Here is a 22,317-nt window from a genome sequence, read left to right as displayed (position 1 = left end):
TGGCAAGTCGTCCCGCGGTACCCGGGACGCCCGGGCCTGGGCCGTTGCGTGGTGATGCGCAAATCGCCTACGTCTTTGGGAAGTTGACGGTTGTGCGCGTGTCGGCGAGGAAGCATGGTGCACCGGCCGCCCACCACCGGACCGGCCGGAGGCCGCCAATGACGCCACGACAGCGCGCAGTTCGCCACTCCATCCCCCTCCCTCACTCCGCGCACGGGTGTGCTGGGAGCCTCCAATGACCCGGGCGGGTACGGTCGGGCGCCACGGCGCCGAGGTCGCGGAACTCCCGTTGCGGGTCGGCGTGCTCGGCCCGCTGTCACTGGTCGTCGACGGGCACCAGCGCACCCCCAGTGCCCCCAAGCCCCGGCAACTGCTGGCCCTGCTCGCCCTCAACGCCAACCGGACCGTCCGCGCGAGCGAGTGCGTAGCGGAACTGTGGGGGGCCTGCCCGCCCAAGACCGCGATCTCCACCCTCCAGACGTATGTGCTCTACATCCGGCAGGTCCTGCGCACCGCCCCGGCCGACCACAGTCACCGCCTGATCACCCGCAGCCAGGGCTACCAACTCGACGTGGCCCCGAGGGCGTGCGACCGGCTCGCCTTCGAGTACCTGGCCCGCCGGGGGCGTGCGGCCCGCGCCGCGGGTGACCCGGCCCGCGCTTCCGCACTGCTGGGCCAGGCCCTCGCGCTCTGGCGCGGCCCGGCCCTGGCGGACGTGCCGCCCGGACCGCTCAGTTCCGTGCACGTCGTGGAGCTGGAGGAGGCCCGGACGGGGGTGCTGGAGCAGCGGATCGAGGCGGACCTCCGGCTCGGCAGGCATCACCAACTCCTCGACGAACTAGCAGTTTTGACGTCACGTCATCCACTCAACGAGAACATCCACGCGCAGTACATGGTGGCCCTGTACCACTCCGGCCGGCGGCTTGCGGCCCTGGACGTCTTCCACCGGCTGCGCTGCCGACTGGGCGGTTCCTTCGGCATCGAGCCCGTACCGCGGCTGCGGCGGTTGTACGAGGCCATCGACGCCGACGACCCCGCCCTGCGGGCGCCCGCAGGGACCGCCGCGCCCTGAACGACCACGGACCCGGCCCGGCGGTGCCGGTTCCCCGGGCTTCCCTTTCCGCAACCCTTCTGCACAGGACGGTGTTTGACTAGCGATGGACGAGGTGGCCGAGCAACTGACCGACCTGCTGGCGACGGATCTGGACGACGGCTTCACGGAGCTGGTGCGGACCCACGCCAGGGGTGTGCACGCGTTCCTGCTGCGGGTGTCCGGATCTTCCGCGGAAGCGGACGACCTGGGGCAGGACACCTTTCTGCGTGCCTACACGGCGTTGCAGACCTACTCGCCCGAGCGGCGACGGACCCTGCGTCCGCGCGCCTGGCTGATGACCATCGCGGCGAACGTCTGGCGCAACCACGTCCGCACCAACACCCGCCGGCCGGCGTCGGTCATGCAGATCGACGACGCCGAGGACATCCTGTCGGCCGCGGAGCCGGGACCGGCCGAGCGGGCGCTGAACGCGGACGACCGCGGCCGGTTGATCGCGGCGCTGTCCGAACTGCCGGAGCACTACCGCATCCCAGTGGTGCTACGGCACGTGGTGGGCATGAGTTACGTGGAGGTCGCCCACGTACAGGGCTGTCCCGTCGGGACGGCCAAGGCACAGGTCTCGCGCGGCATGTGGGGCTTACGGCGCCTGCTGGCGCCAGACGACGAGCTGAGGGAGGTGACGACATGAACGTGGACGATCAGCAGGCGCACCCCGGGCCCGGGCCGGGCGGTGGGCTGGGCCTGCCGCCGGCGCCTGCGAACTTCGCGCTGCGGGTCCTGCAGCGCGCCGGCATCCCGCGCGAGCGCTACGACACGTACGCGCGCCTGGACACCGCGGCGGGCGGACTGTACGTGGCCACCACGGCGGAGACCATCACGGGGGCCGCGCTCGCGGCCGGCGGGCTGACCCCGGAGCGGTTCGAGGAGCTGCACCGGCGGCGCACCGGCCGATCGGCAATCCCCACCACCAAGCGGTTTCCCGGCCTGATGACGGCCCTGCGCACCGGGCGGGCGCGGAACCTGCCGCTGGACCCGGGCCCGGTGGACGGGGCACAGGCGGCGGTCCTGCGGGCCGTACGGGCCATCCCGGCCGGCCAGTTGCGCCCGCTGTCCTGGGTCGCCCGGGAGACCGGACTGCCGACCGCCAGGGAACCCGAAACGCTGGTGGGCCTGCTGGCCCGCAATCCGCTCGCGGTGCTGGTGCCGTGCCACCGGGTGACGTACGAGAACGGGGTGCCGTGCGACGCGGCGTACCTGCCGGCGATCGGCGACGCGCTGCGCTCGGCGGAGGGCATCGACATGGCCGAGGTGCACCGGTGGTCGCACAGCGGCACCGTCTTCCTCGGCAGCGCGACCACCCGCATCTACTGCCACCCCACCTGTGCCCACGCGCGGCGGATCACCTCGCCGCACCGGGTCCCGTTCGCCGACGCGCGCGAGGCCCGCCGGGCCGGGTACCGGGCCTGCAAGAGCTGCCGACCGCTGCCGGCCTGAGCACGACCGTCGAGGAGAACCCCATGCCGAGCCCCCGTGCCGCCAACGACGCCGGCGTCGCGCTGACCGTCCGCGACACCGCCCTCGGCGAGCTGCGGCTCGCCGCCACCGACCATGCGCTCGTCTACTGCGGGTTCCAGGGCGCCGCCGACGTCGGGCGGCGGCTGGCGCGCGCGGGGCTGCGCGAGGCGCCCGCCGACACCTGGACACCGCAGCAGACCGACCTGCTCGACACGGCCGAGGACCAACTCGCGACCTATCTGGCCGGCCGACGGCGGGACTTCGCGCTCCCGCTCGACCTGGCGCTCGCCACGCCCTTCTGCGCCGAGACCGTGCGGGCGCTGGCCGCACTCGTGCCCTACGGCCACACGACGACCTACGGCCAACTGGCCCGCGCGCTCGGCCGGCCGGGGGCGGCCCGGGTGGTGGGCACCGCCCTGGGCGCGAACCCGCTCTGCGTCGTCCTGCCCTGCCACCGCGTGGTGCCGTCGGCCGGCCGCACCGGTGGCTACTCCGGCGGCGAGACGGCCAAGCGCCACCTCCTCGACCTGGAACGGGGCGCCTGATACGCACGTTGGTCAATCCGAGGCCCGGCGCGGCGGGGTGTGGCGCAGTGCGCGGTCGACGAGGGCGCCGGCCGCCCCGGTGTAGTCGGCCGGATCGAGCAGGGCGGCCAACTCCCGGTCGCCGAGATGGGCGGCCACCTCAGGCAGCGCGTCGAGCACCGTGCGCAGGTCCACCCCGTCCCGCTCGGCAGCGGCCGAGGCGCCGGCGAGCAGTTGGGCCGCGCGGGTCCGGCCGAGCCGGGGTGCCAGCGCCGCCGCCACCCGCTCGGACACCAGCCGACTACCCGTCAGTTCGAGGTTGGCGCGCATCCGCTCGGGCCGCACCAGCAGCCCCTCGGTGAGCTCGACGGCGGTGTGCGCGGCGCCCCCGGTCAGCCGCAGGCACTCGCGCAGCAGGTTCCACTCCGCGTGCCAGGGTCCGGCGGACCGTTCGTCCTCCGTGACCAGGCACTGGGTCAACGCGCCGGCGAGGGCGGGGACTTGGATGGCGGCGCTGCGGATCAGCGTGGCCAGGACGGGGTTGCGCTTGTGGGGCATGGCGGAGGAGCCGCCGCGGCCGGCGACCGGCGCCTCGGCGACTTCCCCGATCTCGGTGCGGGTCAGGGCCTGCACGTCCACCGCGATCTTGCCGAGGCCACCGGCGGTGAACGCCAGGGCCGCCGCGAGGTCGGCGAGCGGGGTGCGCAGGGCGTGCCACGGCAGTACCGGTCGGGCGAGCCCCGTCTCGGCGGCGAAGGCGTCCACGAGCCGGTCGGCGTAGTCGCCGTGCGCGGCGGGGGAGCCGTCGAGGTCCGCGTACTCCAGATAGCCGGCCAGCGTGCCCGCGGCCCCGCCGAGGGACACCGGCAGGGAGTCCGCCACGGTGCCCAGCCGTTCGCCGGCCTGCAACGCCAACTCCCGCCACCCGGCCGCCTTGAGGCCGAACGTGGTGGGCACCGCGTGCAAGGCGAGGGTGCGGCCGGCCATCGGGGTGTCCCGGTGCTCGGCGGCCAGTGCGCCGAGCGCTTCGACGGCACGGTCGAGGTCGGAGCGGATGAGGTGCAGCGCCCGTCGGGCCACCAGCATGGCGCCGGTGTCGAGAATGTCCTGGCTGGTGGAGCCCCGGTGCACGTACTCCGCGGCCGGCCCAGACGCCTGCGCGACGGCCTCGCCCAGCGCCCGCACCAACCCGACAACGGGGTTGGCGGTCTCACGGGAGGCCAGGGCGAGAGCACGCGCGCCGAACCGGCCCGCGTCCGCCGCGCTCGTGATGGCCTCGGCCGCGGTGCGGGGCAGCGTGTCCAACTCGGCCTGGACGCGGGCCAGGGCGGCCTCCGCGTCGAGCATGGCCTGGAGCCATGCCTCGTCGGAAACGGCCCGTTCCACGGGAGTGCCCGCGCGGACCGGCGACAGGAGTCCGGTGTCCTGTCCCGCGCTCGTGTCGGTGTGCGGGGGCGTGGTCATAGTGGTGCCTCCTTCAGTCCGGCGCCGGTCAGATCGTCTCCCGGTGTGCCGCCGTCCCCGGCGGGGGTGAGTTCCAACACGGCGCGTGCGAGGGCGTCGGAGTCGCCCAGCGTCACCGAATTGACGCCGGGACGGATGCCCGCCGCGGTGGCCCAGTGCACGGCCTCCGTGGGCACCCCGTAGGCGAACCGGCGCGGATGCGCGCGGCCGTCGGCGGCCACCACCCGGTAGGGCCGCTCGGTGACCGTCATCCCACCGGTCTGGTAACTCGTGCCGTGTGCACCGGCGATGCGGTACGCGGTGGCCTGACCGGTCGCCAACAGGTGGGCCAGCAACGGGTCGTCGGTGCGTCGCACGTCGGATTCGGGCAGGCGGGCCTCGACGAGGACGGTGGCGCGGACCGGGTCCCCGCCGACCCGGTCGGAGACGGCCTCGAAGGCCGGTGCCCCGGGGCCCTCGCTGATCACGCGGACCTGCATGCCAGGGCCGATCGGCCGGACCGTGCCAGCCTCCACCAGCGCGATGAGCTCCTCGATGCGCGAGACGGGCGGCCCGATCGACAGGAAGGCGTTGAGCGGCGTGTACCAGCCCTGAAGGTCGTCCCGGTAGGAGTTCCCCTCCAGCCGACCGTGGTCCACCACCAGCCGTATCTCGTTGCGCAGGTCCCGCAGGACGTCCAGGGCGGCCTTCAGTGGCCCGTTGACGTTACCGGCGCGGGCCTCGCGCACGTCCCGGTCCAGGTACGCGAGCAGCCAGTCGCGGAACGCCGAGCGGTCGGTGAACACCCGCCGCCCGTACGGCAGCGAGATCCGGTCCCAGTCCCAGCGGTCGGCGGCGGGTATGCCGTACGCGTCGAGCAGCGCGGCCTCCTCGCCCGGCCGCGCCGCCACATAGCGGTCGATGCAGCGGGCGCACTCCGCCGCCCGGCCGCGGGTGGCCAGCAGCGTCCCGTAGTAGACGCTCTCCACCTCCTTGGCGATCAGCGGCCACACGTCGGTGCCGAATCGCACCTGTTCACCGCGGTCGGCCCGGGCCGTGAGGCGGGCGATCCGCTCCGGGGTGAGCAGTCGGGGTCGGTGGCGGCCGTGCGCCCCCTTCTCGTTCTCGCCCCGCGCGTGATAGGGGACACCGCGCCGCGAACCGGCGTAGAGCGTGGGTTCGCGCCCCGACGGCAGGTACCGCAGCCGGCCGCCCGCGTCGCGGTCGAAGCGCCCGCCGCGTCCGACCGTCAACAGGGCCGTCTCATCGAAGAAGTTGAGGCCCAGGCCCCGCAGCAGCACCGGTTGGCCGGGCTCGGCCACGGAGAGGTCCACGTCCGCGGGACTGGCCGGGGGGATGTACGTCAGGCCATGGGCCCGCGCCTCTTCCATGGTCCGCGCCTCGTGTGGCGAGGGTCGTGCCGGGAGATGCCCCTGAGCGAGGACCACCGCGTCGAGCCCCGCCAGCAGGGTGCCATCGGCCAGTGCCAAGACCTGTGTTCCCAAGGGCCCGTCGTCGAGGGCGGTGGCCGACTGTCGGTGCACCCGGACCGTGACGTGGTCGGGGGCGCGCTCGACGACGCGGTCGAAGCAGTCCGTCAGGTAGCGGCCGTACAGCGCGCGACTGGCGTAGGAGTCGGGGCCGGTGCGCCGCGCCTCGTCGAGGAACGCCCGCTCCTCGGCCGTGCGGGCGGTGCGGGTGTCCGCGGTGCGGGCGAGCTGCGCCGCCCACGCGTACAGGCTCGGCCCCTCCTCGACCGGCCCGTCCATCACCACGCTGTCGTCGGTGTAGACGGTCACCTGGCACGCCACGGTGTTCATGAGCAGATGCCGGGACTGCGCCGTGCGCCACACCTTGCCGGGCCCGGGCCGGTACGGGTCCACCACGTGGACCGTCACCGACGAATTCGACGGGGACTTCCGCTCGTTGGCGCAGATCCGCTCCAGGACCGACAGGCCGCGCGGGCCGCCGCCGACGATGCCGACCGTGAGGTGACCGCTGCTCATCTCGCTGCTCCGATGCATGGGGAAGAAGCCGGGGCGCAGGTCACCGGACGGCCGCCGCGACCAGCAGGCTGGTTTCGAGGGCGAGGGTGTGGACCGACGCCAGCTCCAGGTCGGCGGCCGCGAACAGGGCGCGGTAGCCGGCGAGGTCGCGTTCGCGCCCGCCGGCGGCCATCAGCAGGTGCAGATCGTACAGGAGCGGCAGCAGGACCGTTTCCCCGGCGTCGGGCACCACCCGTTCCAGGACCAGCAGTCGGCCCTCGGGGGCCAGGGCGCCGCGGATGTGGCGCAGCAGCGTCAGACAGCGGTCGTCGTCCCAGTCCTGGAGGACGCGCGAGAGCAGATAGACGTCACCGCCGGCCGGCACGCCCGTGAAGGCGTCGCCGGCGCGCACCTCGTGGCGACCGGCGCCCAGCGCCGCGTCGAGGTGGGCCCTCGCCACCGGCACCATGCCGGGCCGCTCCAGGAGGATGCCGCGCAGGTGCGGGTGGGCCCGCAGCACGGTGCCGAGCAGCAGCCCGCTGCCACCGGCGACATCGACGACCAAGTTGCGGCGGGAGAAGTCGAAGGCGTCCAGGACCTCGGGGAAGAAGACGTTGCCGGCGTTCATGGCCCGCTGGAACTTCGCTCCTGCCTCCGGGGCCTCCAGGTGGGTGTGGAGGCTCGTCCCGAAGGCGTGTTGGAAACCGGAGGTGCCGGTGCGAACGGCGGGTACCACCGCGCCCCACGCGCGGTGGAACTCCTCGCCGTACAGGCGGACCAGGTCTCCCATGGCGTGCGGCGCGTCGGCACGCAGCAACTCGCCGGTCGGGGCGAGCCGGTAGCCGCCCGCCGCCTCCTCGAAGACGTCCATGGCGGTGAGCAGCCGCATCAGTCGGCGGATGCCGTCGGCGTCGGAACGCGTCGCCGCGGCCAGCGCCTCGTCGGTGCTGCGGCCGGCCTCGACATGGTCGGCGAGGCCGAGGGTGACCGCCGCGTACAGGGCCTGGGCCTGCCAGGTGCCGGTCATGATGTCGACGATGCGGCGCGCGGCCTTCTGGTCGGGCATGCTGGGCCTTTCGTGTTGGCGGGGTCGCCGAAGTCGGTCGCGGGCCGAAGGAGTTCGGCGCGGTGGCGGTCAGGCCCCGGAGTGGGCAACGGTGTCGGTGGTCGGTCGGCTGAGCACGTCGCGGTGGCGCTCGCGCAGCTCCCGCTTGAGGACCTTGCCGGTCACGCCCACCGGCAGGTCCTCGCGGGCCGGGGCGAGGATCAGGGCGTCGAGCCGGGGCAGGCCGGCCGCGTCGAGGGCCGCGTTGCAGTCGGCGAGCAGATCGGCGGCGTCGCGGGCGGTGCCGGCGGGGGAGTGGACGACGGCGGCGGGGCAGGACCTTCCGGGCTGCCGGGGGTCGGCCACCGCCACCACGGCGGCGTCCAGGGCACCGGTGGTCGTCAGCACGACCTCCTCAAGGGGAAGGCTGTACACGGCGCCGGCCGCGGTCTCGATCACGTCGGGCGTGCGGTCCAGGTGGTACCAGTGGCCCGCGCCGTCCCGGCGCACCACGTCGCCGGTGAGGAAGTAGCCGTTGCGGATGGACCGCTCCGTCAGCCCGGGGTCGTCCCAGTAGCCGGCGGTGATGCTCGGTCCCCGTACGCCCAGCAACCCGGCCTGCCCGTCGGGGAGTTCGCGCCCGGACTCGTCGAGGACGGCGGCCCGGCGCACGGCCCGGACGGGACGGCCGATGTAGCGCCCGTAGTGCGTGGAGCGGGCGGTGTGGGCGGCCTTGAAGAGCACCATGCCCATCTCGGAGGAGCCGAGGCCGTCGACGTAGACGGACCCGGGGCCGGGGGCGCCCAGGGCAACCAACGGGCGGATGTGGCGCTCGTGCGAGGCGTCGCCCATGCCGTTCCACATGCGGATGCCGCGGGCGGCCTCCGGGCGGAGCGCGGCCGGATCGAGCTCGGCGAGGGTCAGCGGGAACCCCAGCACGACCGTGGGGCGGAAGCAGTTGATCGCACGGGCGACCCGGTCGCCGTCGGCGCCGTCCAGGATGAGGGTGGGAACGCCCAACAGCACGGCCAGGGAAAGGTAGCTGATGCCGGCCGAGTGGCTGTGCGGCAGCGCGGTCAGCAGCCGATCGGAGGTCAGCGAGGGGAAGGTCCACAGCCGCTCGCGCTTGCCGGCGAAGAACGAACGGTGGTGGAAGACCGGGGCCTTGGGGCGGCCGGTGGTGCCCGACGAGTGGGAGACCATCACCAGGTCGTCCGGGGCGTGCCGGTGGGGGAAGTTCGCAAGGGGCGCGGGCGGCCAGCCGGCCTCCGCGTCCAGGGCGTGCACGTCCTGTGTGCGCGGCGCCGTGGCGCCGGACTCCGCCCACGCGGCGCCGAGGTCCTTGAGCCGGTCGCCGTCGCCCACCACGAGCGCGGCACCGGTGCGGGTGAAGTACTCGGCGGCGGTGTCCGGTGCCATCCGCGGATTGCAGTGCACCGCCGCCGCGCCCAGGCTCGTGACCGCGATGTGGTGCAGCAGGCCGAACAGCCCGTGGCGGGTGCAGAGTCCGACGTGGGACGAGGCCGTCACGCCCTGCTCGCGGTACCAGTGCGCATAGCGCAGGACGGACCGCCGGACGTCGTCGAGGGAGAATCCCGGTATTTCCCGGTGCTGCCAGTCCGGCTGGGTGACATCCGGGTGGAACAGGAACGGCCGGTCCCGGTCGTGCGCGGTGTGCCAGGCGTGCCAGAAGAAGTTGCCCGCCCCCAGGTTCCGGTCGGCGTGCAGGCGCAGGCGCTGCGGAATCGACCGATGCGTGCCAAGGAGAAACATGAATACCTCACATTCCGGAGGGCGCTGAGCGGCGGGCGAGTCGCGAACGAGTCTGCGGGTGCCGTCTAAAGGTCCTCTGGAAGCAGAAGTACGAGGCAATTCCCGGGCGTTCGCGGGCCCCTGCATTAATCCTTGAGAAGGCGTCACGAGAATTGCGCGCGCAGGTTCTCCCGAACTCACATTGCCGGAGGCGCGTGCCATGGACCGCTCCACCCGCACACCGGTCGCCATCGTGGGCGGCGGTCCGGTCGGGCTGCTGCTCGCGCTCCTGCTCGACCACCACGGAGTCGACTCGGTGGTCTTCGACGCCGCGGACTCGGTCCCGACCGAACCGCGCGGCAATACTCACGGCGCCCGGACGATGGAGCACTACCGCAGGCTCGGACTCGCCGACCGGATAAGGGAGTTGGGACTGCCCGGCGGCCACAGCGCCGGCATCTCCTTCTTCACCCGCTACCGCGGCCACCTGCTGGCCCACCTGCCCTGGCCCGGCCCCGACGCGGCCCGCGCCCAGGTCGCGGCCGCCGTCCGCACCGACCAGGTGCCCGAGCCCATGCACCGGGCGAACCAGATGTACGTCGAGCGTCTGCTCATGGACCACGCCCGCACCCGGCCCCGCATCACCCTGCGCTACGGAAGCCGGGTCACGTCGGTCCGCGAACGGCCCGGTCATGTCGCGCTCACCGAGGAGGGCCGGCACGGCGGGAACACCTGGCGGGTCGCGCACGCGGTCGGGTGCGACGGCGGACACAGCCTGGTGCGCCGCTCGTTGGGCATTTCCTACGAGGGTGCGGGCTCGCTCGACCAGGACGTCCTCGGCCGCCGGGCGACCGCGGCGCACCTGCGCGTCCCCGGCCTGTACGAGCGGTTTTTGGGCGCCAACGCGGCCTGGAGCAACTGGGTGTTCAACGACGAACTCGCGCTGAACCTCATCGCCCTCGACGGCACCGACGCGTTCTTCCTGCTGACCAGTTCGGTCGATCCGGACGATCCCTCCGACGCCGCCCTCGTGGACCTGGTCCGACGGGCCGCCGGCGTACCCCTGGACGTGCGGGTGCTCAGCCGCCGCGCCTGGACACCGGGCGCGGCCCTGGTCGCCACCCGGTTCGGGGCCGGCCGGATCTGGCTCGCGGGCGACGCCGCCCATCTGTTCACCCCCAACGGCGGATTCGGGATGAACACCGGCGTCGACGACGCCGCCAACCTGGCCTGGAAACTGGCCGCCTCGGTACAGGGCTGGGCGGGCCCGGGCCTGTTGCCGTCCTACGAGGCCGAACGGCGGCCGGTCGCCCTGCGCAACACCGCCGCCGCCCGCGAGCTCAACATCGCCCTCGGAGCGATCGAGCGGCCGACGGCCCTGGAGGACGACTCCGCCGAGGGAGCGGCGGCCCGCACGAAGACGGCCGCACGGCTCGCCGCGTACGGGCAACTCACGCTGGACACGCTCGGTGTCCAACTCGGCGCGCGCTACGACGGCTCACCCGTCGTCGTCGGGGACGAGCGCCCGCCTCGGGACAGCTTCACCTCCTACGCGCCCTCGGGGGTGCCCGGCGGTCGCGCCCCGCACCTGTGGCTCGACGACCGCCACGGACCGGGCAGTTCGCTCTTCGACCGGTTCGGGCCGGGCTTCACCCTGCTGGACCTGGGCGCGGTGCCCCTCGACGCCGCCGGATTCGAGACCGCGGCGACGAAGAGCGGAATTCCGTTTTCGGTGCTCCGGGTTTCCGAACCCGCGGCGCGCGAGTTGTACGGGCGCGACCTCGTCCTCGTGCGGCCGGACCAGCACATCGCCTGGCGCGGAAACCGGCCGCCCACGGATATCGTCGATCTCCTGCGGCGGGTCACCGGCCATTAGCGTACGGTTACCGCCGAAAAAGGAATGAGTAATTCAGCAATCCCTCCCCGGAGTTCACCGGAAAACGATCGACGCGGAGTTGCCAAAGTGGCGCACCGATCATTCGGTGTCCGTCGAGGTGTGGTTACGGTTGAGCCGATACCGCCGGGCTCGAATCCGTGGAGAGGTAATGCGTTTCTCGATACTTGGGCCCCTGTCCGTCACCGGAAACGGCGGCGACAGAACGCCCAGCCCACCCAAGCACCGCCAGATGCTCGTCCTGATGCTGATGAACGCCAACCGGGTTGTGTCCATGGCCCAGTTCGTCGAGGAGCTGTGGGACTACAACCCGCCGCCCCGCGCCGTCGCGGCGGTGCACACCTACGTCATGCAGCTGCGCCGCATCCTGCAATCCGGCGGCACCCCGCCGGCCGACTCCGGCCGGATCGTCACCCGCGACCAGGGTTACCTGCTACGGGTCCACGACGGCGAACTCGACCTGCACACCTACGAACACCGCCTCCGCGCCGGCCACACCGCCCTGGACGCCGGAGCCCTGGCCGCCGGCGCCCGGCACATCCGGGCCGCCCACGCCATGTGGCGCGGACCGGTCTTCGTCGACGCCCCCGCAGGCCCGCTGCTGCGCGCCACTCTCGCGGCCCTGGAGAGCGACCGCCTGGAATCCGTCGTCCGCCGCGTCGACGCCGAACTGCAACTGGGCCGCCACCACCAGCTGCTCGCCGAACTGCACGCCCTCGTCCAGCAGGACCCCACCCACGAGCAGCTCGCGGGCCACCTGATGCTCGCCCTGTACCGGTCGGGACGGCGGGCCGACGCGCTCACCGTCTTCCACCGGCTGCGCCGGGCCCTGCGCGAGGAGTTGGGCACCACCCCCCGACCGGACACCCACCACCTCGTCACGGACATCCTGGCCGGCCACGTCAGGCTGGAGACGCCCTTCCCGGCGGAGACGCGGCTGTCCCTCGACGCCGCCGCCCACACCCAGGCCACCACCGTCCGCCGTACCCGCGCGAGGTCCGCGGACTGGCCGCAGGACCGGCCGCTGCTGCTCGGCGCGTGACCCGGCCGCGGTACCCCTGACCGGCCGAGGACGAAAGGCCCGCGGGCGCGCCCCGACCGCCCGCGCGCTCCCCACCCTCCACCGCACCGCCCGTCCCAAACCCACGCCGCCCGACAGACGTTGACGCCAGGCACCCGCCCTGCAACCCGTTCGCGCCGGATGGTGTTCAACCCCGCGAGAGCACCGGACGGGACTCTCACCGGCCTCCGGGCCGACACCACCGCACGCCACGTCATCGGATCGCCCGGCACGACGCGAGACGTCGGGACACCGGCATCCGAGACGCGGAACCCAAGACCCCAAGACAAGGACACCCATGGATCTGCAGCTATCCGGCCGCGTCGCCGTGGTCACCGGAGCCTCCAAGGGCATCGGCCTGGCCATCACCCGCTCCCTGCTCCAAGAGGGCGCCAAGGTCGTGGCGGTCTCCCGCAAGAGCAGTAACGAGCTGGACCAACTCGCGAGCGCGAACCTGCTCCACGTGCCGGCCGACCTGATGGCTCCCGAGGCCCCGGAGGCGGTCATCGCCCGTGCGGTGGACCACTTCGGGGGCGTCGACATCCTCGTGAACAACGCGGGCGGCCCGCCGCCCGGAGTCACCATGCCGCGCACCGGCTTCTTCGCCGGCAACGACGAGGAGTGGCAGTCGATCTTCGAGCTCAACCTCTTCTCGGCCGTCCGTGCGATCCGCGCGGCGATCCCGAAGATGCTTGAGCGCAACGGCGGCTCCATCATCAACATCTCCACCGGCATGGCCCGTCAGCCCGCGCCCGCCAACATCGAGTACGGCGCGGCCAAGGCGGGACTGTCCAACCTCACCCAGGCCCTGTCGGAGGAGTTCGGCCCGCAGGGCATCCGCGTCAACACCGTCTCCCCGGGCGCGGTCCGCACCGCGTGGTGGACCGAGGAGGGCGGCGCGGCCGACGTCATCGCCGGCATGGCGGGCGCCGACCGCGACAGCGTCATGGACAGCATCGCCCCGCAGATGATGGGCCAGGTCACCGGCCGGCTCATCGACCCGCAGGAGGTCGCCGACGCGGTCCTGCTCCTGGCCTCGCCGCGCTCGGCGAGCACCACGGGCTCCGACTACGCCGTCGACGCCGGTTTCCACAAGAGCGTCTGACCGCACGACGCGCGCGGGCCGGGCTTCCCCGGCACGCCGGGACCCCGGTGGCCCACAGGCCACCGGGGTCCTCTCGCAGGCACCCCGGGCCGCCCCGGGCTCACGCCCGGTCGTCCGCGCCACCCTGCGCCGCGCCGAGCCGCGCTGCCACCACCGCGGGCAGCTCCTCCAGTTCGGCCGTCTCCGACGGGCCGCGCTTGAGGTACTCGGGATTGCACGCCTGGTAGCCCAACAGCCTGGCGAGCGGTGCCAGCGCGCCGTTCATCAGGCGTTGCAACGGCCAGGGGCGGTCCGTGAAGCGCAGCACATCGGCGAACTCCCGCATGGTCACCGCATGTTGGAGCAGCCCCGGACGCCCCTCGGCGTCCGTCTTGCCGTCCTGCGCCAACCCAAAGAGCTGACGCAGTATCAACTGTTCGAAGCGGTCGGCCCGGTTGACGAGCTGCACCACCGCGAACGAGGTCTCCTCGTCGGTGTTGCCGAACCACCGGTGCACCGTGCCCGCCGGCACCGTCACCGTCTGCCCCACCTCGCTGAGCACCACCTCCCGACCGCCCAGGTGCACACGCAGACTGCCGCGCACCAACGTGAAGATCTCCTGGCTGTACGGGTGGACGTGATAGCCGGCCGCGAACCCGCCGGGCTCGACATAGAGATCCATCACCGCCCGACCGCCGCCGGTGTGCGCGGCGGGCGTCCTGATGACGATCTTCTCCCGACAGCGGGGGTTGTAGTAGACCTCGCCCGGACGAACGGACATCTCTCCTCCAAAAGGGAAACGCCCGGCCGGCCCTCCGACCGGGCTCGTCGGCCCCACCCAGGTCCTGTCCGATGGGTCAGGGTCGGATAGGTAGCCCGGGCCGACCGGGGGTCACCGCACCGGATCGTGCTGCGGCGTTCGGCTCCCGCGACGCCCCACGGCCACGGCCACCAACACCGCGGCGCCGGCCAACGCGGCCCCCGTGCCCAGGCTCGCGCTGAGCCCGTAGCCATCGACCAGTACCCCGCCGAGCAGCGACCCCGAGGCCAGGGAGACCTGCACGGTGGTGACGAAGGCCGCCAGCCCACCCTCCGGCGCCTCGGGCACCGCCCGCATCAGCGTCGTCTGCAGGCTCAACGGCAGCGCCCCGAACGCGGCACCCCAGACCAGGACCAGGACGACCACCGCCGCCCCCGACCCCCGCACCACGGGCAGCAACGCCGCGACCACCGCGATCCCGGCCGCCGCCCCGACCACCGTGCCGCGCACCGAACGCGCCAGGGTCAGCCCGGCCAGGAAGTTGCCCGCAACCCCGGCCACGCCGTACCCCAGCAACACCGCCGCCACCGCGCCGGCACCCAGGAGCGCCCGCCCCTCCAGATACGGAGCGATATAGGTGTACGCCGCGAAGTGGCCCAGGAAGGCGAGCGACGTGACCAACAGGCCCGCCCGGGCGGCCCGGCTGCCGACCGCCGAGACCAGGGCCCGCCGGCCGGTCACCGCCGTCGCCGGTAGCGCAGGCAGCAAGCGGAGTTGGGCGGCGAGCGCGACCAGCGCCAACACACCGGCCGCCCAGAACGCCGTCCGCCAGCCCGCACTCCCACCGGTCAGCGCCGCCAGCGGCAGACTGGCCACCGTCCCCACCGCGATGCCGGCGGTGACGAAGGAGGACGCCCGGTGGACGGCCTCCGGCGGCACCAACCGCGGCGCCACGGCCGCCCCCAGGGCCCAGAACCCGCCCAACGCCGCGCCGAGCAACACCCGCCCGGCCAACACGGCCAGCAGATCCCCGGCGGTCGCACAGACCAGGTCGGCCAGCCCCGTCAACGTGGCCAGCGCCCACAACAAGGGACGACGGTCCAGCCGCCCGGCGGCCACGGTGAGCAGCGGCGCGGCGACGGCCGCCGCGAGCCCGGGCACGACCACCAACAGGCCACTCGTCCCCGTCGAGACACCCAGGTCCGCAGCGATGCCGGGCAGTGCGCCGACCGGCAGCAACTCGGAGAGCACCAGGGCGAAGGAGCCCAGCGCCACCGAGACGACGGCCGGCAGGCCGCCGCGGCGCCGGACGACGCCCGACACCGCAGCGGCCGGCCGGTGACCCGTCGTCCCGGTCACGACGTCGGCAGTTGCACCGACTGCCGGTGCCGGAAGACGTCGTGCGGGTCGTACTTCGCCTTGACCCGCTGCAGCCTCGGGTAGCCGTCCTTGTAATAGAGCGTGTACCAGGGCACGTTGGACTTGTTGTACGCCGGGTCGCTCAGGTCGACGTCGGGGTAGTTGACGTAGCAGCCGTCGGTGACGTCGTTGGGCACCGGCACGCCACCGGTCTCGGCGTAGACGCCGTGGAAGAACTCCCGGATCCACTTCAGGCACTTGGCCTCGTCCGCCCGGTCCGTCCACCAGATCATCCAGGCGGCCTTGTACGCGGCCTCCCGGTGCGGGGCGGCGGTGGCGTCCGGCGCGACCGCGTTGACCTTCCCGCCGAACGAGCTGAGCATCACCGACGCCGTGGAGTTGCCCACGTCGTCGCGGGTCAACTGCTGGTAGAACCTGTCGATGTGCGGGTCCGGCATGACCGTTCGGTAGTACGCGGACTTGAAGTCACCGTTGAGACTCGGGTCGTTGAGCGTCGGGTTGGTGGTCCCCAGGTAGCGCGCGGCCTGCAACCACGGCATCTTGCGCGGCTTGACGAACTCCGGCATGGCCGGCAGCTCTCCCATGTGGACGCTCAGCGGCTGGTGTTCGATGCCCAGCCCGGCCGTCACCGTGGCCAGGAAGTCGTCCAGCACCTTCTCCGCGCCGGGGGCGGTCGCATCGGCCTGGGTGACCAGCCCGATGTACCCGTTCGACTTGTGGTTCAGCGAGAGCATGCTGACCAGGTTGTCGTTCGGGGTGCCGGACCCCAGGTGCCTGGCGTGCCAGTCACCGAAGTTCTTCACCAGGCGGCGGAAGCGCTCCTTCGTCATCTGCTGCCACGGCCAGGAGATGGCGCTGAGCAACACCTCGGCCGGCGGCTGGGGCAGCAGCCCGGCCGGGTCCTTGCCCTTGGCCGTGGGCGAGCGGAAGAAGAAGCGTGTGATCACCCCGAAGTTGCCACCACCGCCACCGGTGTGCGCCCACCACAGGTCGTGGTGCGGGTCCTTGGGGTCCCGCGTCGCGACCTTGGCCCGGGCCACGCCGTCCGCGTCGACGGTGACCACCTCCACGCCGTACAGGTGGTCGACGACCAGGCCCAACGGGCGGCACAGCAGCCCCCAACCGCCGCCGCTGATGTGCCCGCCGGCGCCGACCTGGAAGCACATGCCGGCCGGCACGACCACGCCCCAGGTGCGGTACATCCGCTCGTAGACGTTGAGGAGCTCGGCCCCGGCCTCCACGGCGATGGCGTTCATCTTGGGGTCGTAGTAGACCCGGTTCATCTTCGTCATGTCGAGGATGACCCGGACCTCGGGGTTGAAGACGAAGTCCTCCCAACAGTGGCCGCCGCCGCGGACGGTCAGCCGCTTCCCGGCCGACACCGCCTGCTGCACGACCCGGGTCACCTGCGCCGTCGTCTCCGCCAGGCACACCTTCTCGGGCGAGGCCACCCAGCGCTGGTTCCAACCCCGGACCACGTCCGGATACCGCTTGTCGGACGGCGTGATGACGGTGACCGGCTCCGCAGCCGTCTCGCCCCCGCCGTCGGCCGCGGCCGCCGTCCCAGGCAGGCCCGCTCCCCCTAACAGCGCGGCACTACCCGCCACGGCGCCCGCGGCGAGCACATCCCGCCGCCGCACCGCGCCCTCATCGTTCCCCCTCATAACAACTCCTCGCTAATCCAACGTAGTTGTGGTCGATATGCGTGATCGCGTCAGGGAGCGCACCGGGGCGCCGGCACCCCGGGAAGTGCGCTCGCAACCGAGCCGGCCGCTTCGCCGGCGTACGAGTCAGCGGGCGTGCGGCCGCACCGACTGGCGGTGGCGGAAGACGTTGCGCGGGTCGTACGCCGTCTTCACCCGCCGCAGCCTTGAGTAGTTCTCCTTGTAGTACAGCTCGTGCCAGGGCACGTTGGACTTGTTGTACGCCAGGTCGTTCAGGTCGGTGTCCGGGTAGTTGACGTAGCAGCCGTCGGTGACGTCGTTGGGCACCGGCACACCGCCGGTCTCGACATACGTCTCCGCGTAGCTCTCCCGCGCCCAGGCGATGTACTTCGCGTCGTCGGCGGGGTCGTTCCACAGGACGGACCAGAGCATCTTGAACGCCGCGCCCCGGTGGACGAGGGCGGTCTCCCGCTCGCCGACCGCGTGCGTTTGGCCACCGTAGGGCGTCAACTGGATGTTGATCTTCGGGTTGTCGATGTCGGTGCGCGTGAGGTGCTTGTACAGCGTCTCCGCGTGCGCCCGCGGGAAGTTCGCCTTCATGTAGGCCGACTTGTACTTCGCCCGCAGTGTGGGGTCGTTGAGCTGCGGGTTGGTGGTGCCCATGAAGCGGGTGCACTGCAACCAGGGCATCCGCTGCGGCTTGGCCAGATGCGGCATCGGGCCCACCAACTCGCCCATCGGCTCGGTCAGCGCGCCCGGTCCGGTGGTGACCCCGGCGCTCATGTACGCGAGGTACTCGTCGAGCAGCTTCTCGGCGTGCGGGACACCCGCGTCGACCTGGGTGACCATCCCGATCTGGCCGTTGGACTGGTGGTTGAGCAGCATGAAACTCGTCACGAAGCGGTTGGGGCTGTCCGGTGCCATGTTGGCGACGTGCCAGGACGCGTAGTTCTGCACCAAGCGGACGAACTCGTCCCGGGTCAGGTCGCGCCACGCCCACGACACCGCGCTGAACAGCACCTCGGCCGGGGGCCTTGGCAGCAACCGGCACGGGTCGGTACCGGTCGCACCCGGCGAGCGGAAGAAGTAGCGCGTCACGACCCCGAAGTTGCCCCCGCCACCGCCGGTGTGGGCCCACCACAGGTCCCGGTGCGGGTCGTCCGGCTCCCGGGTGGCGACCACCGTCCGGACCGAGCCGTTGGCGGTCACGTGGACCACCTCCACCGCGTACAGGTGGTCGACGACGAGGCCGTCGCGGCGCACCAACATGCCCCAGCCGCCGCCGCTGACGTGCCCGCCGACCCCGACGGAATAGCAGATCCCGCCGGGGATGGTCACGCCCCAGGTGCCATACAGCTTCTCGTAGACGTCCAGTAGCCCGGCACCGGCCTCCACCGCGATCGCATTGAGCCCAGGGTGGTAGTAAACGGCCTTCATCCTCGACAGGTCGAGCACCATCTGGGTGCCCGCGTTGAAGACGAAGTCCTCCAGGCAGTGGCCGCCGCTGCGCACGGTCAGCCGCTTGTCGCGCCGCACGGCCTCGGCGACGACCGCCGGAACCTGGCTCGGCGCGTCGACCACCCGCACCGACTCCGGACGGGCGACGAACCGCGCGTTCAACGCCCGCACCAGGTCGGGGTACTGCCGGTCGTCGGGGGTAACCGTCATCGAGCCGGCCGCCCGGACGGCATCCGATCCGTGGTTTTCGCAAGCGCCGACGGCGTCGTCGGCAGGGTGATGCACCATGGTCATACCTTCGTGACAAGGACCCAGAGGTCGTGAATGGGAGCAAAGCCCGGCGGTCGCCGGGAGCCGGCCAACAGGCCGACTCAGGGCCCGCTCAGCGCTTGAGGGCGAACGTCAGGCCGTCGGCGAACGGCACCACGCTCAGGACCACCCGCTTGTCGTCGCGCACCTTGGCGTTGAAGGCCCGCAGCGCGGTCGTCTCCGAGTCCTGCTGCGCCTCGTCGAGCACCGCCCCGTGCCACAGCACGTTGTCGACCACGATCAGCCCGCCGGGCCGCAGCAGTTCCAGCGCGGCCTCGTAATAGGCCGCGTAGTTCTCCTTGTCGGCGTCGATGAAGACGAAGTCGAAGGAGCCTGCCGACCCGTTCTCCCGCATGAGGGCGGCCAGCGACTGCCGGGCGTCGCCGACGCGCAACTCGATCTTCTCCGCGACCCCGGCCCGACCGGCGAACTCCCGGGCGATCGAGGTCCACTCCTCACTGATGTCCAGCCCGACCACCCGACCGCCCGCGGGCAGTGCCATCGCGGTCGAGAGCAGGCTGTACCCGGTGAAGACGCCGATCTCCAGCGCCCGTCGGGCACCGATCGCCTTCACCAACAAGGCCAGGAACTGGCCCTGTTCGGGAGAGATCTGCATGAGCGCGAGCGGGAGCTCGGAAGTCTTCTTCCGCAGGTCCCGCAGCACGTCAGGCTCACGCAGGGAAATGCTGGCGACGTAATCCTGCATCGCCTCGTCGACGGTCACTTGAATGCGCATGAAACCCCCGTTTCACCATCGCGATCACGGCTGGCTCGGCGGCCAACGAGGGCCCGCCCGCCGTGCTCCCGGGGGCCGCGGATGCGCCCAACTCGCGCACCACATACGGAACTTGCCGATCCGTGACCGGACCGTGCCCCCCGACTTCCGAAAGCTAGAACGCCGGGCCGACGCCCGTCAAGCACTCCATGTGCACCCGTTTCTGGACTGTTTCTTCAGCACTCGCTCGAAGAATGCGGGTAATGCCGCCGGACGCGGACACGGGAATTTTCCGAATTCCTTGCCGAATCACCGGCGTCGGCGACACCGGCGACCGGAGCGGAATGCCGGGCGACCCGCGCCCGCCTTCCCTTTCCCGGAGGAGGCCCCGTAGTGGATCCGGAACAGCGCGCGTTGAGGGACTGCCTGGGGCAGTTCGCCTCGGGGGTGACCGTGGTGACCACCGGCGACGGCACGGCCGTCCACGGCGCCACCGTCAGCTCCTTCACCTCGGTGTCCCTCGCCCCACCGCTGATCCTGGTCTCCCTCGACCGCCGCAGCCGCACCTGCCACCGACTCGCCACGGCCCCGACCTTCGGCGTCAACGTGCTCGCGGCCGACCAGCGCGACCTCGCCCTGCTCTTCGCCGGACACACCGGCGGGCCGGCTCCGGAGATCTACTGGACGGGCGACCCGCATGCCCCCCAACTCCCGGGTTCCGTCGCACACTTCACCTGCCGACCCTGGGCCGGCTACGACGGCGGCGACCACGTCCTCCACATCGGCGAGGTCATCGACTTCGCGGCACCCGGCGGCCCGCCACTGCTCTTCCACTCCGGAACGCTCGGCGAACTGGGCCGGGCGCCCGGCGGAACCGTGTGGGCCGGCTCGCTCGACGGCCCCGCCCACGGCTGGACGGCCGACTTCGGCGCGCTCGCCGCGACCGCCGCCACACCATGACCACCACCGCGGCACGACCAACGGCCACCGCACCACCCAGGCCCAATGACCGGACAAGGAGCGAAACATGACGCCACCCAACGGCGCCCCGGCATCCAACGCCCCCCAGGATCCCGGAACGCGTCCACTGACCGGCCGTGAATACCTGGAGAGCCTGCGCGACGACCGCGAGATCTACCTCTACGGCGAGCGGGTCAAGGACGTCACCGCCCACCCTGCCTTCCGCAACTCGGCACTGATGACCGCCCGACTCTACGACGCCCTGCACGACCCCGCCCGGCGCGAGGTACTGACCTGCGCCACCGACACCGGCAACGGCCGCACCCACCCCTTCTTCCGCACCCCGCACACCGTGGCCGACCTCGTCGCCGACCGCGAGGCCATCGCCGAATGGGCCCGCATGACCTACGGCTGGATGGGCCGCAGCCCCGACTACAAGGCGTCCTTCCTCGGCACCCTCGGCGCCAACAGCGACTACTACAGCCCCTACGAGGGCAACGCCCAACGCTGGTACCAGGAATCCCAGGAGAAGGTCCTCTTCTGGAACCACGCCATCATCCACCCGCCGGTGGACCGCCACCTTCCCACCGAACAGGTCCAGGATGTCTTCGTGCACGTGGAGAAGGAGACCGACAACGGCCTGGTGGTCTCCGGCGCGAAAGTGGTGGCCACCGGCTCGGCCATCACCCACTACAACTTCATCTCCCACTACGGACTGCCGCTGCGCGACCGCAAGTTCGCGCTCGTCGCCACCGTGCCGATGGGCTCGCCCGGGCTGAAGCTGATCTGCCGCCCCTCCTACGCCGCGACCGCCGCCGTCATGGGCAGCCCCTTCGACCACCCCCTCTCCAGCCGGCTCGACGAGAACGACACCATCTTCGTCCTCGACAAGGTCCTCATCCCCTGGGAGAACGTCTTCCTCTACGGCGACGCCGACCGCGTCAACGGCTTCGCGCCCAGGTCCGGCTTCCTGGAACGACTCACCTTCCACGGTTGCATCCGACTCGCCGTGAAAATCGACTTCCTGGCCGGACTGCTGCTCAAGGCCGTCGAGATGACCGGCAGCAAGGACTTCCGCGGCATCCAGACCCGGATCGGCGAGGTCCTGGCCTGGCGCAACATGTTCTGGGCGCTCAGCGACGCCGCCGCCCGCAACCCGCAGGAGTGGAAGAACGGCGCGCTGCTGCCGCGCCTCGACTACGGCATGGCCTACCGCTGGTTCATGACCATCGGCTATCCGCGCATCAAGGAGATCATCCAACAGGACGTGGCCAGCGGACTGATCTACGTCAACTCCGCCGCCGAGGACTTCGCCAACCCCGAGATCCGGCCCTACCTGGACACCTATGTCCGCGGCTCCAACGGGTACGACTCCGTCAGCCGCGTCAAACTCATGAAACTGCTCTGGGACGCCATCGGCACCGAGTTCGGCGGCCGCCACGAACTGTACGAACGCAACTACTCGGGCAACCACGAGCAGGTGCGCACCGACATCCTCCAGGCCCAGGCCGCCAGCGGCCAACTCGATGAGTACAAGGGCTTCGCCGAACGCTGCCTGGCGGAGTACGACCTCGACGGCTGGACCGTCCCCGACCTCGACTCGTTCCCCGAACTGCGCGAGCAGCGCAAGCGGTTCTGGGGGTGACACCACGCGTCACGACGGGGCCGGCCCGCGATCGCGGGCCGGCCCCGTCATGCCACCGGCGCTCGTCGTC

The 22,317-nt window shown here is 72.0% G+C and carries 18 protein-coding genes; 9 read left to right on the top strand and 9 right to left on the bottom strand.

Features of this window, described 5'->3' with window-relative positions; translation table 11 throughout:
* Positions 1 to 235: 235 nt before the first annotated feature.
* From ACFVFQ_RS34420 to ACFVFQ_RS34405, 4 genes are all read left to right on the top strand, one after another.
* A complete protein-coding gene (locus ACFVFQ_RS34420; RefSeq protein ID WP_383423764.1) occupies positions 236 to 1,072 on the top strand; it encodes a BTAD domain-containing putative transcriptional regulator in 837 nt (278 codons plus the stop codon).
* Between the two features lie 85 nt (positions 1,073 to 1,157).
* The gene (locus ACFVFQ_RS34415) at positions 1,158 to 1,742 is read left to right on the top strand and encodes an RNA polymerase sigma factor (protein ID WP_383423760.1); all 585 of its coding nucleotides are present in this window, start codon (positions 1,158 to 1,160) and stop codon (positions 1,740 to 1,742) included.
* Complete coding sequence (locus ACFVFQ_RS34410) at positions 1,739 to 2,548, top strand: Ada metal-binding domain-containing protein (RefSeq protein WP_383423758.1); 810 nt, start codon at positions 1,739 to 1,741, stop codon at positions 2,546 to 2,548. The genes ACFVFQ_RS34415 and ACFVFQ_RS34410 overlap by 4 nt, the downstream gene beginning before the upstream one ends.
* A 23-nt stretch (positions 2,549 to 2,571) precedes the next feature.
* The gene (locus tag ACFVFQ_RS34405; protein WP_383423756.1) at positions 2,572 to 3,114 is read left to right on the top strand and encodes a methylated-DNA--[protein]-cysteine S-methyltransferase; all 543 of its coding nucleotides are present in this window, start codon (positions 2,572 to 2,574) and stop codon (positions 3,112 to 3,114) included.
* Positions 3,115 to 3,126: 12 nt separating this feature from the next.
* Here ACFVFQ_RS34405 and ACFVFQ_RS34400 read toward each other — a convergent pair whose 3' ends face one another.
* The 4 genes from ACFVFQ_RS34400 to ACFVFQ_RS34385 form a co-directional block, all read right to left on the bottom strand.
* Positions 3,127 to 4,557 carry an adenylosuccinate lyase family protein gene (locus ACFVFQ_RS34400; protein ID WP_383423754.1) on the bottom strand — a complete coding sequence of 477 codons (1,431 nt, stop codon included), beginning with the start codon at positions 4,555 to 4,557 and terminating at the stop codon, positions 3,127 to 3,129.
* The gene (locus ACFVFQ_RS34395; protein WP_383423752.1) at positions 4,554 to 6,542 is read right to left on the bottom strand and encodes an FAD/NAD(P)-binding protein; all 1,989 of its coding nucleotides are present in this window, start codon (positions 6,540 to 6,542) and stop codon (positions 4,554 to 4,556) included. Before ACFVFQ_RS34395 ends, ACFVFQ_RS34400 begins: the two co-directional genes overlap by 4 nt.
* 40 nt (positions 6,543 to 6,582) lie before the next feature.
* A complete protein-coding gene (locus ACFVFQ_RS34390; protein ID WP_383423750.1) occupies positions 6,583 to 7,587 on the bottom strand; it encodes a methyltransferase in 1,005 nt (334 codons plus the stop codon).
* Between the two features lie 69 nt (positions 7,588 to 7,656).
* Positions 7,657 to 9,339 carry a class I adenylate-forming enzyme family protein gene (locus ACFVFQ_RS34385; RefSeq protein ID WP_383423748.1) on the bottom strand — a complete coding sequence of 561 codons (1,683 nt, stop codon included), beginning with the start codon at positions 9,337 to 9,339 and terminating at the stop codon, positions 7,657 to 7,659.
* A 199-nt stretch (positions 9,340 to 9,538) separates the two neighbouring features.
* Between ACFVFQ_RS34385 and ACFVFQ_RS34380 the strand changes: the two genes are divergently transcribed.
* From ACFVFQ_RS34380 to ACFVFQ_RS34370, 3 genes are all read left to right on the top strand, one after another.
* Positions 9,539 to 11,194, top strand: coding sequence for an FAD-dependent monooxygenase (locus tag ACFVFQ_RS34380; RefSeq protein ID WP_383423745.1), 1,656 nt, complete (start codon positions 9,539 to 9,541; stop codon positions 11,192 to 11,194).
* Positions 11,195 to 11,363: 169 nt separating this feature from the next.
* Positions 11,364 to 12,254, top strand: coding sequence for a BTAD domain-containing putative transcriptional regulator (locus tag ACFVFQ_RS34375; protein WP_383423743.1), 891 nt, complete (start codon positions 11,364 to 11,366; stop codon positions 12,252 to 12,254).
* 316 nt (positions 12,255 to 12,570) lie between these two features.
* A complete protein-coding gene (locus tag ACFVFQ_RS34370) occupies positions 12,571 to 13,377 on the top strand; it encodes an SDR family NAD(P)-dependent oxidoreductase (protein WP_383423741.1) in 807 nt (268 codons plus the stop codon).
* Between the two features lie 100 nt (positions 13,378 to 13,477).
* Here the strand turns inward: ACFVFQ_RS34370 and ACFVFQ_RS34365 are convergent, their stop codons facing one another.
* The 5 genes from ACFVFQ_RS34365 to ACFVFQ_RS34345 all read right to left on the bottom strand — a co-directional run bounded on the left by ACFVFQ_RS34365 (position 13,478) and on the right by ACFVFQ_RS34345 (position 19,663).
* Positions 13,478 to 14,137, bottom strand: coding sequence for a cupin domain-containing protein (locus tag ACFVFQ_RS34365; RefSeq protein ID WP_383423739.1), 660 nt, complete (start codon positions 14,135 to 14,137; stop codon positions 13,478 to 13,480).
* 111 nt (positions 14,138 to 14,248) lie between these two features.
* Entirely contained in the window at positions 14,249 to 15,475 is a 1,227-nt protein-coding gene (locus ACFVFQ_RS34360) for an MFS transporter (RefSeq protein ID WP_383423737.1), read from the bottom strand.
* Entirely contained in the window at positions 15,472 to 17,160 is a 1,689-nt protein-coding gene (locus tag ACFVFQ_RS34355; RefSeq protein WP_383423735.1) for an FAD-binding oxidoreductase, read from the bottom strand. Before ACFVFQ_RS34355 ends, ACFVFQ_RS34360 begins: the two co-directional genes overlap by 4 nt.
* 126 nt (positions 17,161 to 17,286) lie before the next feature.
* On the bottom strand, positions 17,287 to 18,906 hold the full coding sequence (locus ACFVFQ_RS34350) for an FAD-binding oxidoreductase (RefSeq protein WP_383423733.1): 1,620 nt from the start codon (positions 18,904 to 18,906) through the stop codon (positions 17,287 to 17,289).
* Positions 18,907 to 19,000: 94 nt separating this feature from the next.
* The gene (locus ACFVFQ_RS34345) at positions 19,001 to 19,663 is read right to left on the bottom strand and encodes an O-methyltransferase (RefSeq protein WP_383423731.1); all 663 of its coding nucleotides are present in this window, start codon (positions 19,661 to 19,663) and stop codon (positions 19,001 to 19,003) included.
* Between the two features lie 372 nt (positions 19,664 to 20,035).
* Between ACFVFQ_RS34345 and ACFVFQ_RS34340 the strand changes: the two genes are divergently transcribed.
* Both ACFVFQ_RS34340 and ACFVFQ_RS34335 read left to right on the top strand, forming a co-directional pair.
* Positions 20,036 to 20,602, top strand: coding sequence for a flavin reductase family protein (locus ACFVFQ_RS34340; protein ID WP_383423729.1), 567 nt, complete (start codon positions 20,036 to 20,038; stop codon positions 20,600 to 20,602).
* A 67-nt stretch (positions 20,603 to 20,669) separates the two neighbouring features.
* Positions 20,670 to 22,247: a 4-hydroxyphenylacetate 3-hydroxylase family protein gene (locus tag ACFVFQ_RS34335; protein ID WP_383423727.1), complete on the top strand. Its 1,578-nt coding sequence runs from the start codon at positions 20,670 to 20,672 to the stop codon at positions 22,245 to 22,247.
* Positions 22,248 to 22,317: the final 70 nt, after the last annotated feature.

This window comes from Streptomyces sp. NPDC057743 (assembly GCF_042798755.1).
Taxonomy (GTDB): domain Bacteria; phylum Actinomycetota; class Actinomycetes; order Streptomycetales; family Streptomycetaceae; genus Streptomyces.
This window is presented reverse-complemented; position numbering and strand designations above follow the sequence as displayed.

Coding starts and splice junctions, on each gene's coding strand:
- ACFVFQ_RS34420 (WP_383423764.1), top strand. CDS start 236: ATGACCCGGGCGGGTACGGTCGGGCGCCACGGCGCCGAGGTCGCGGAA.
- ACFVFQ_RS34415 (WP_383423760.1), top strand. CDS start 1,158: ATGGACGAGGTGGCCGAGCAACTGACCGACCTGCTGGCGACGGATCTG.
- ACFVFQ_RS34410 (WP_383423758.1), top strand. CDS start 1,739: ATGAACGTGGACGATCAGCAGGCGCACCCCGGGCCCGGGCCGGGCGGT.
- ACFVFQ_RS34405 (WP_383423756.1), top strand. CDS start 2,572: ATGCCGAGCCCCCGTGCCGCCAACGACGCCGGCGTCGCGCTGACCGTC.
- ACFVFQ_RS34400 (WP_383423754.1), bottom strand. CDS start 4,557: ATGACCACGCCCCCGCACACCGACACGAGCGCGGGACAGGACACCGGA.
- ACFVFQ_RS34395 (WP_383423752.1), bottom strand. CDS start 6,542: ATGAGCAGCGGTCACCTCACGGTCGGCATCGTCGGCGGCGGCCCGCGC.
- ACFVFQ_RS34390 (WP_383423750.1), bottom strand. CDS start 7,587: ATGCCCGACCAGAAGGCCGCGCGCCGCATCGTCGACATCATGACCGGC.
- ACFVFQ_RS34385 (WP_383423748.1), bottom strand. CDS start 9,339: ATGTTTCTCCTTGGCACGCATCGGTCGATTCCGCAGCGCCTGCGCCTG.
- ACFVFQ_RS34380 (WP_383423745.1), top strand. CDS start 9,539: ATGGACCGCTCCACCCGCACACCGGTCGCCATCGTGGGCGGCGGTCCG.
- ACFVFQ_RS34375 (WP_383423743.1), top strand. CDS start 11,364: ATGCGTTTCTCGATACTTGGGCCCCTGTCCGTCACCGGAAACGGCGGC.
- ACFVFQ_RS34370 (WP_383423741.1), top strand. CDS start 12,571: ATGGATCTGCAGCTATCCGGCCGCGTCGCCGTGGTCACCGGAGCCTCC.
- ACFVFQ_RS34365 (WP_383423739.1), bottom strand. CDS start 14,137: ATGTCCGTTCGTCCGGGCGAGGTCTACTACAACCCCCGCTGTCGGGAG.
- ACFVFQ_RS34355 (WP_383423735.1), bottom strand. CDS start 17,160: ATGAGGGGGAACGATGAGGGCGCGGTGCGGCGGCGGGATGTGCTCGCC.
- ACFVFQ_RS34350 (WP_383423733.1), bottom strand. CDS start 18,906: ATGGTGCATCACCCTGCCGACGACGCCGTCGGCGCTTGCGAAAACCAC.
- ACFVFQ_RS34345 (WP_383423731.1), bottom strand. CDS start 19,663: ATGCGCATTCAAGTGACCGTCGACGAGGCGATGCAGGATTACGTCGCC.
- ACFVFQ_RS34335 (WP_383423727.1), top strand. CDS start 20,670: ATGACGCCACCCAACGGCGCCCCGGCATCCAACGCCCCCCAGGATCCC.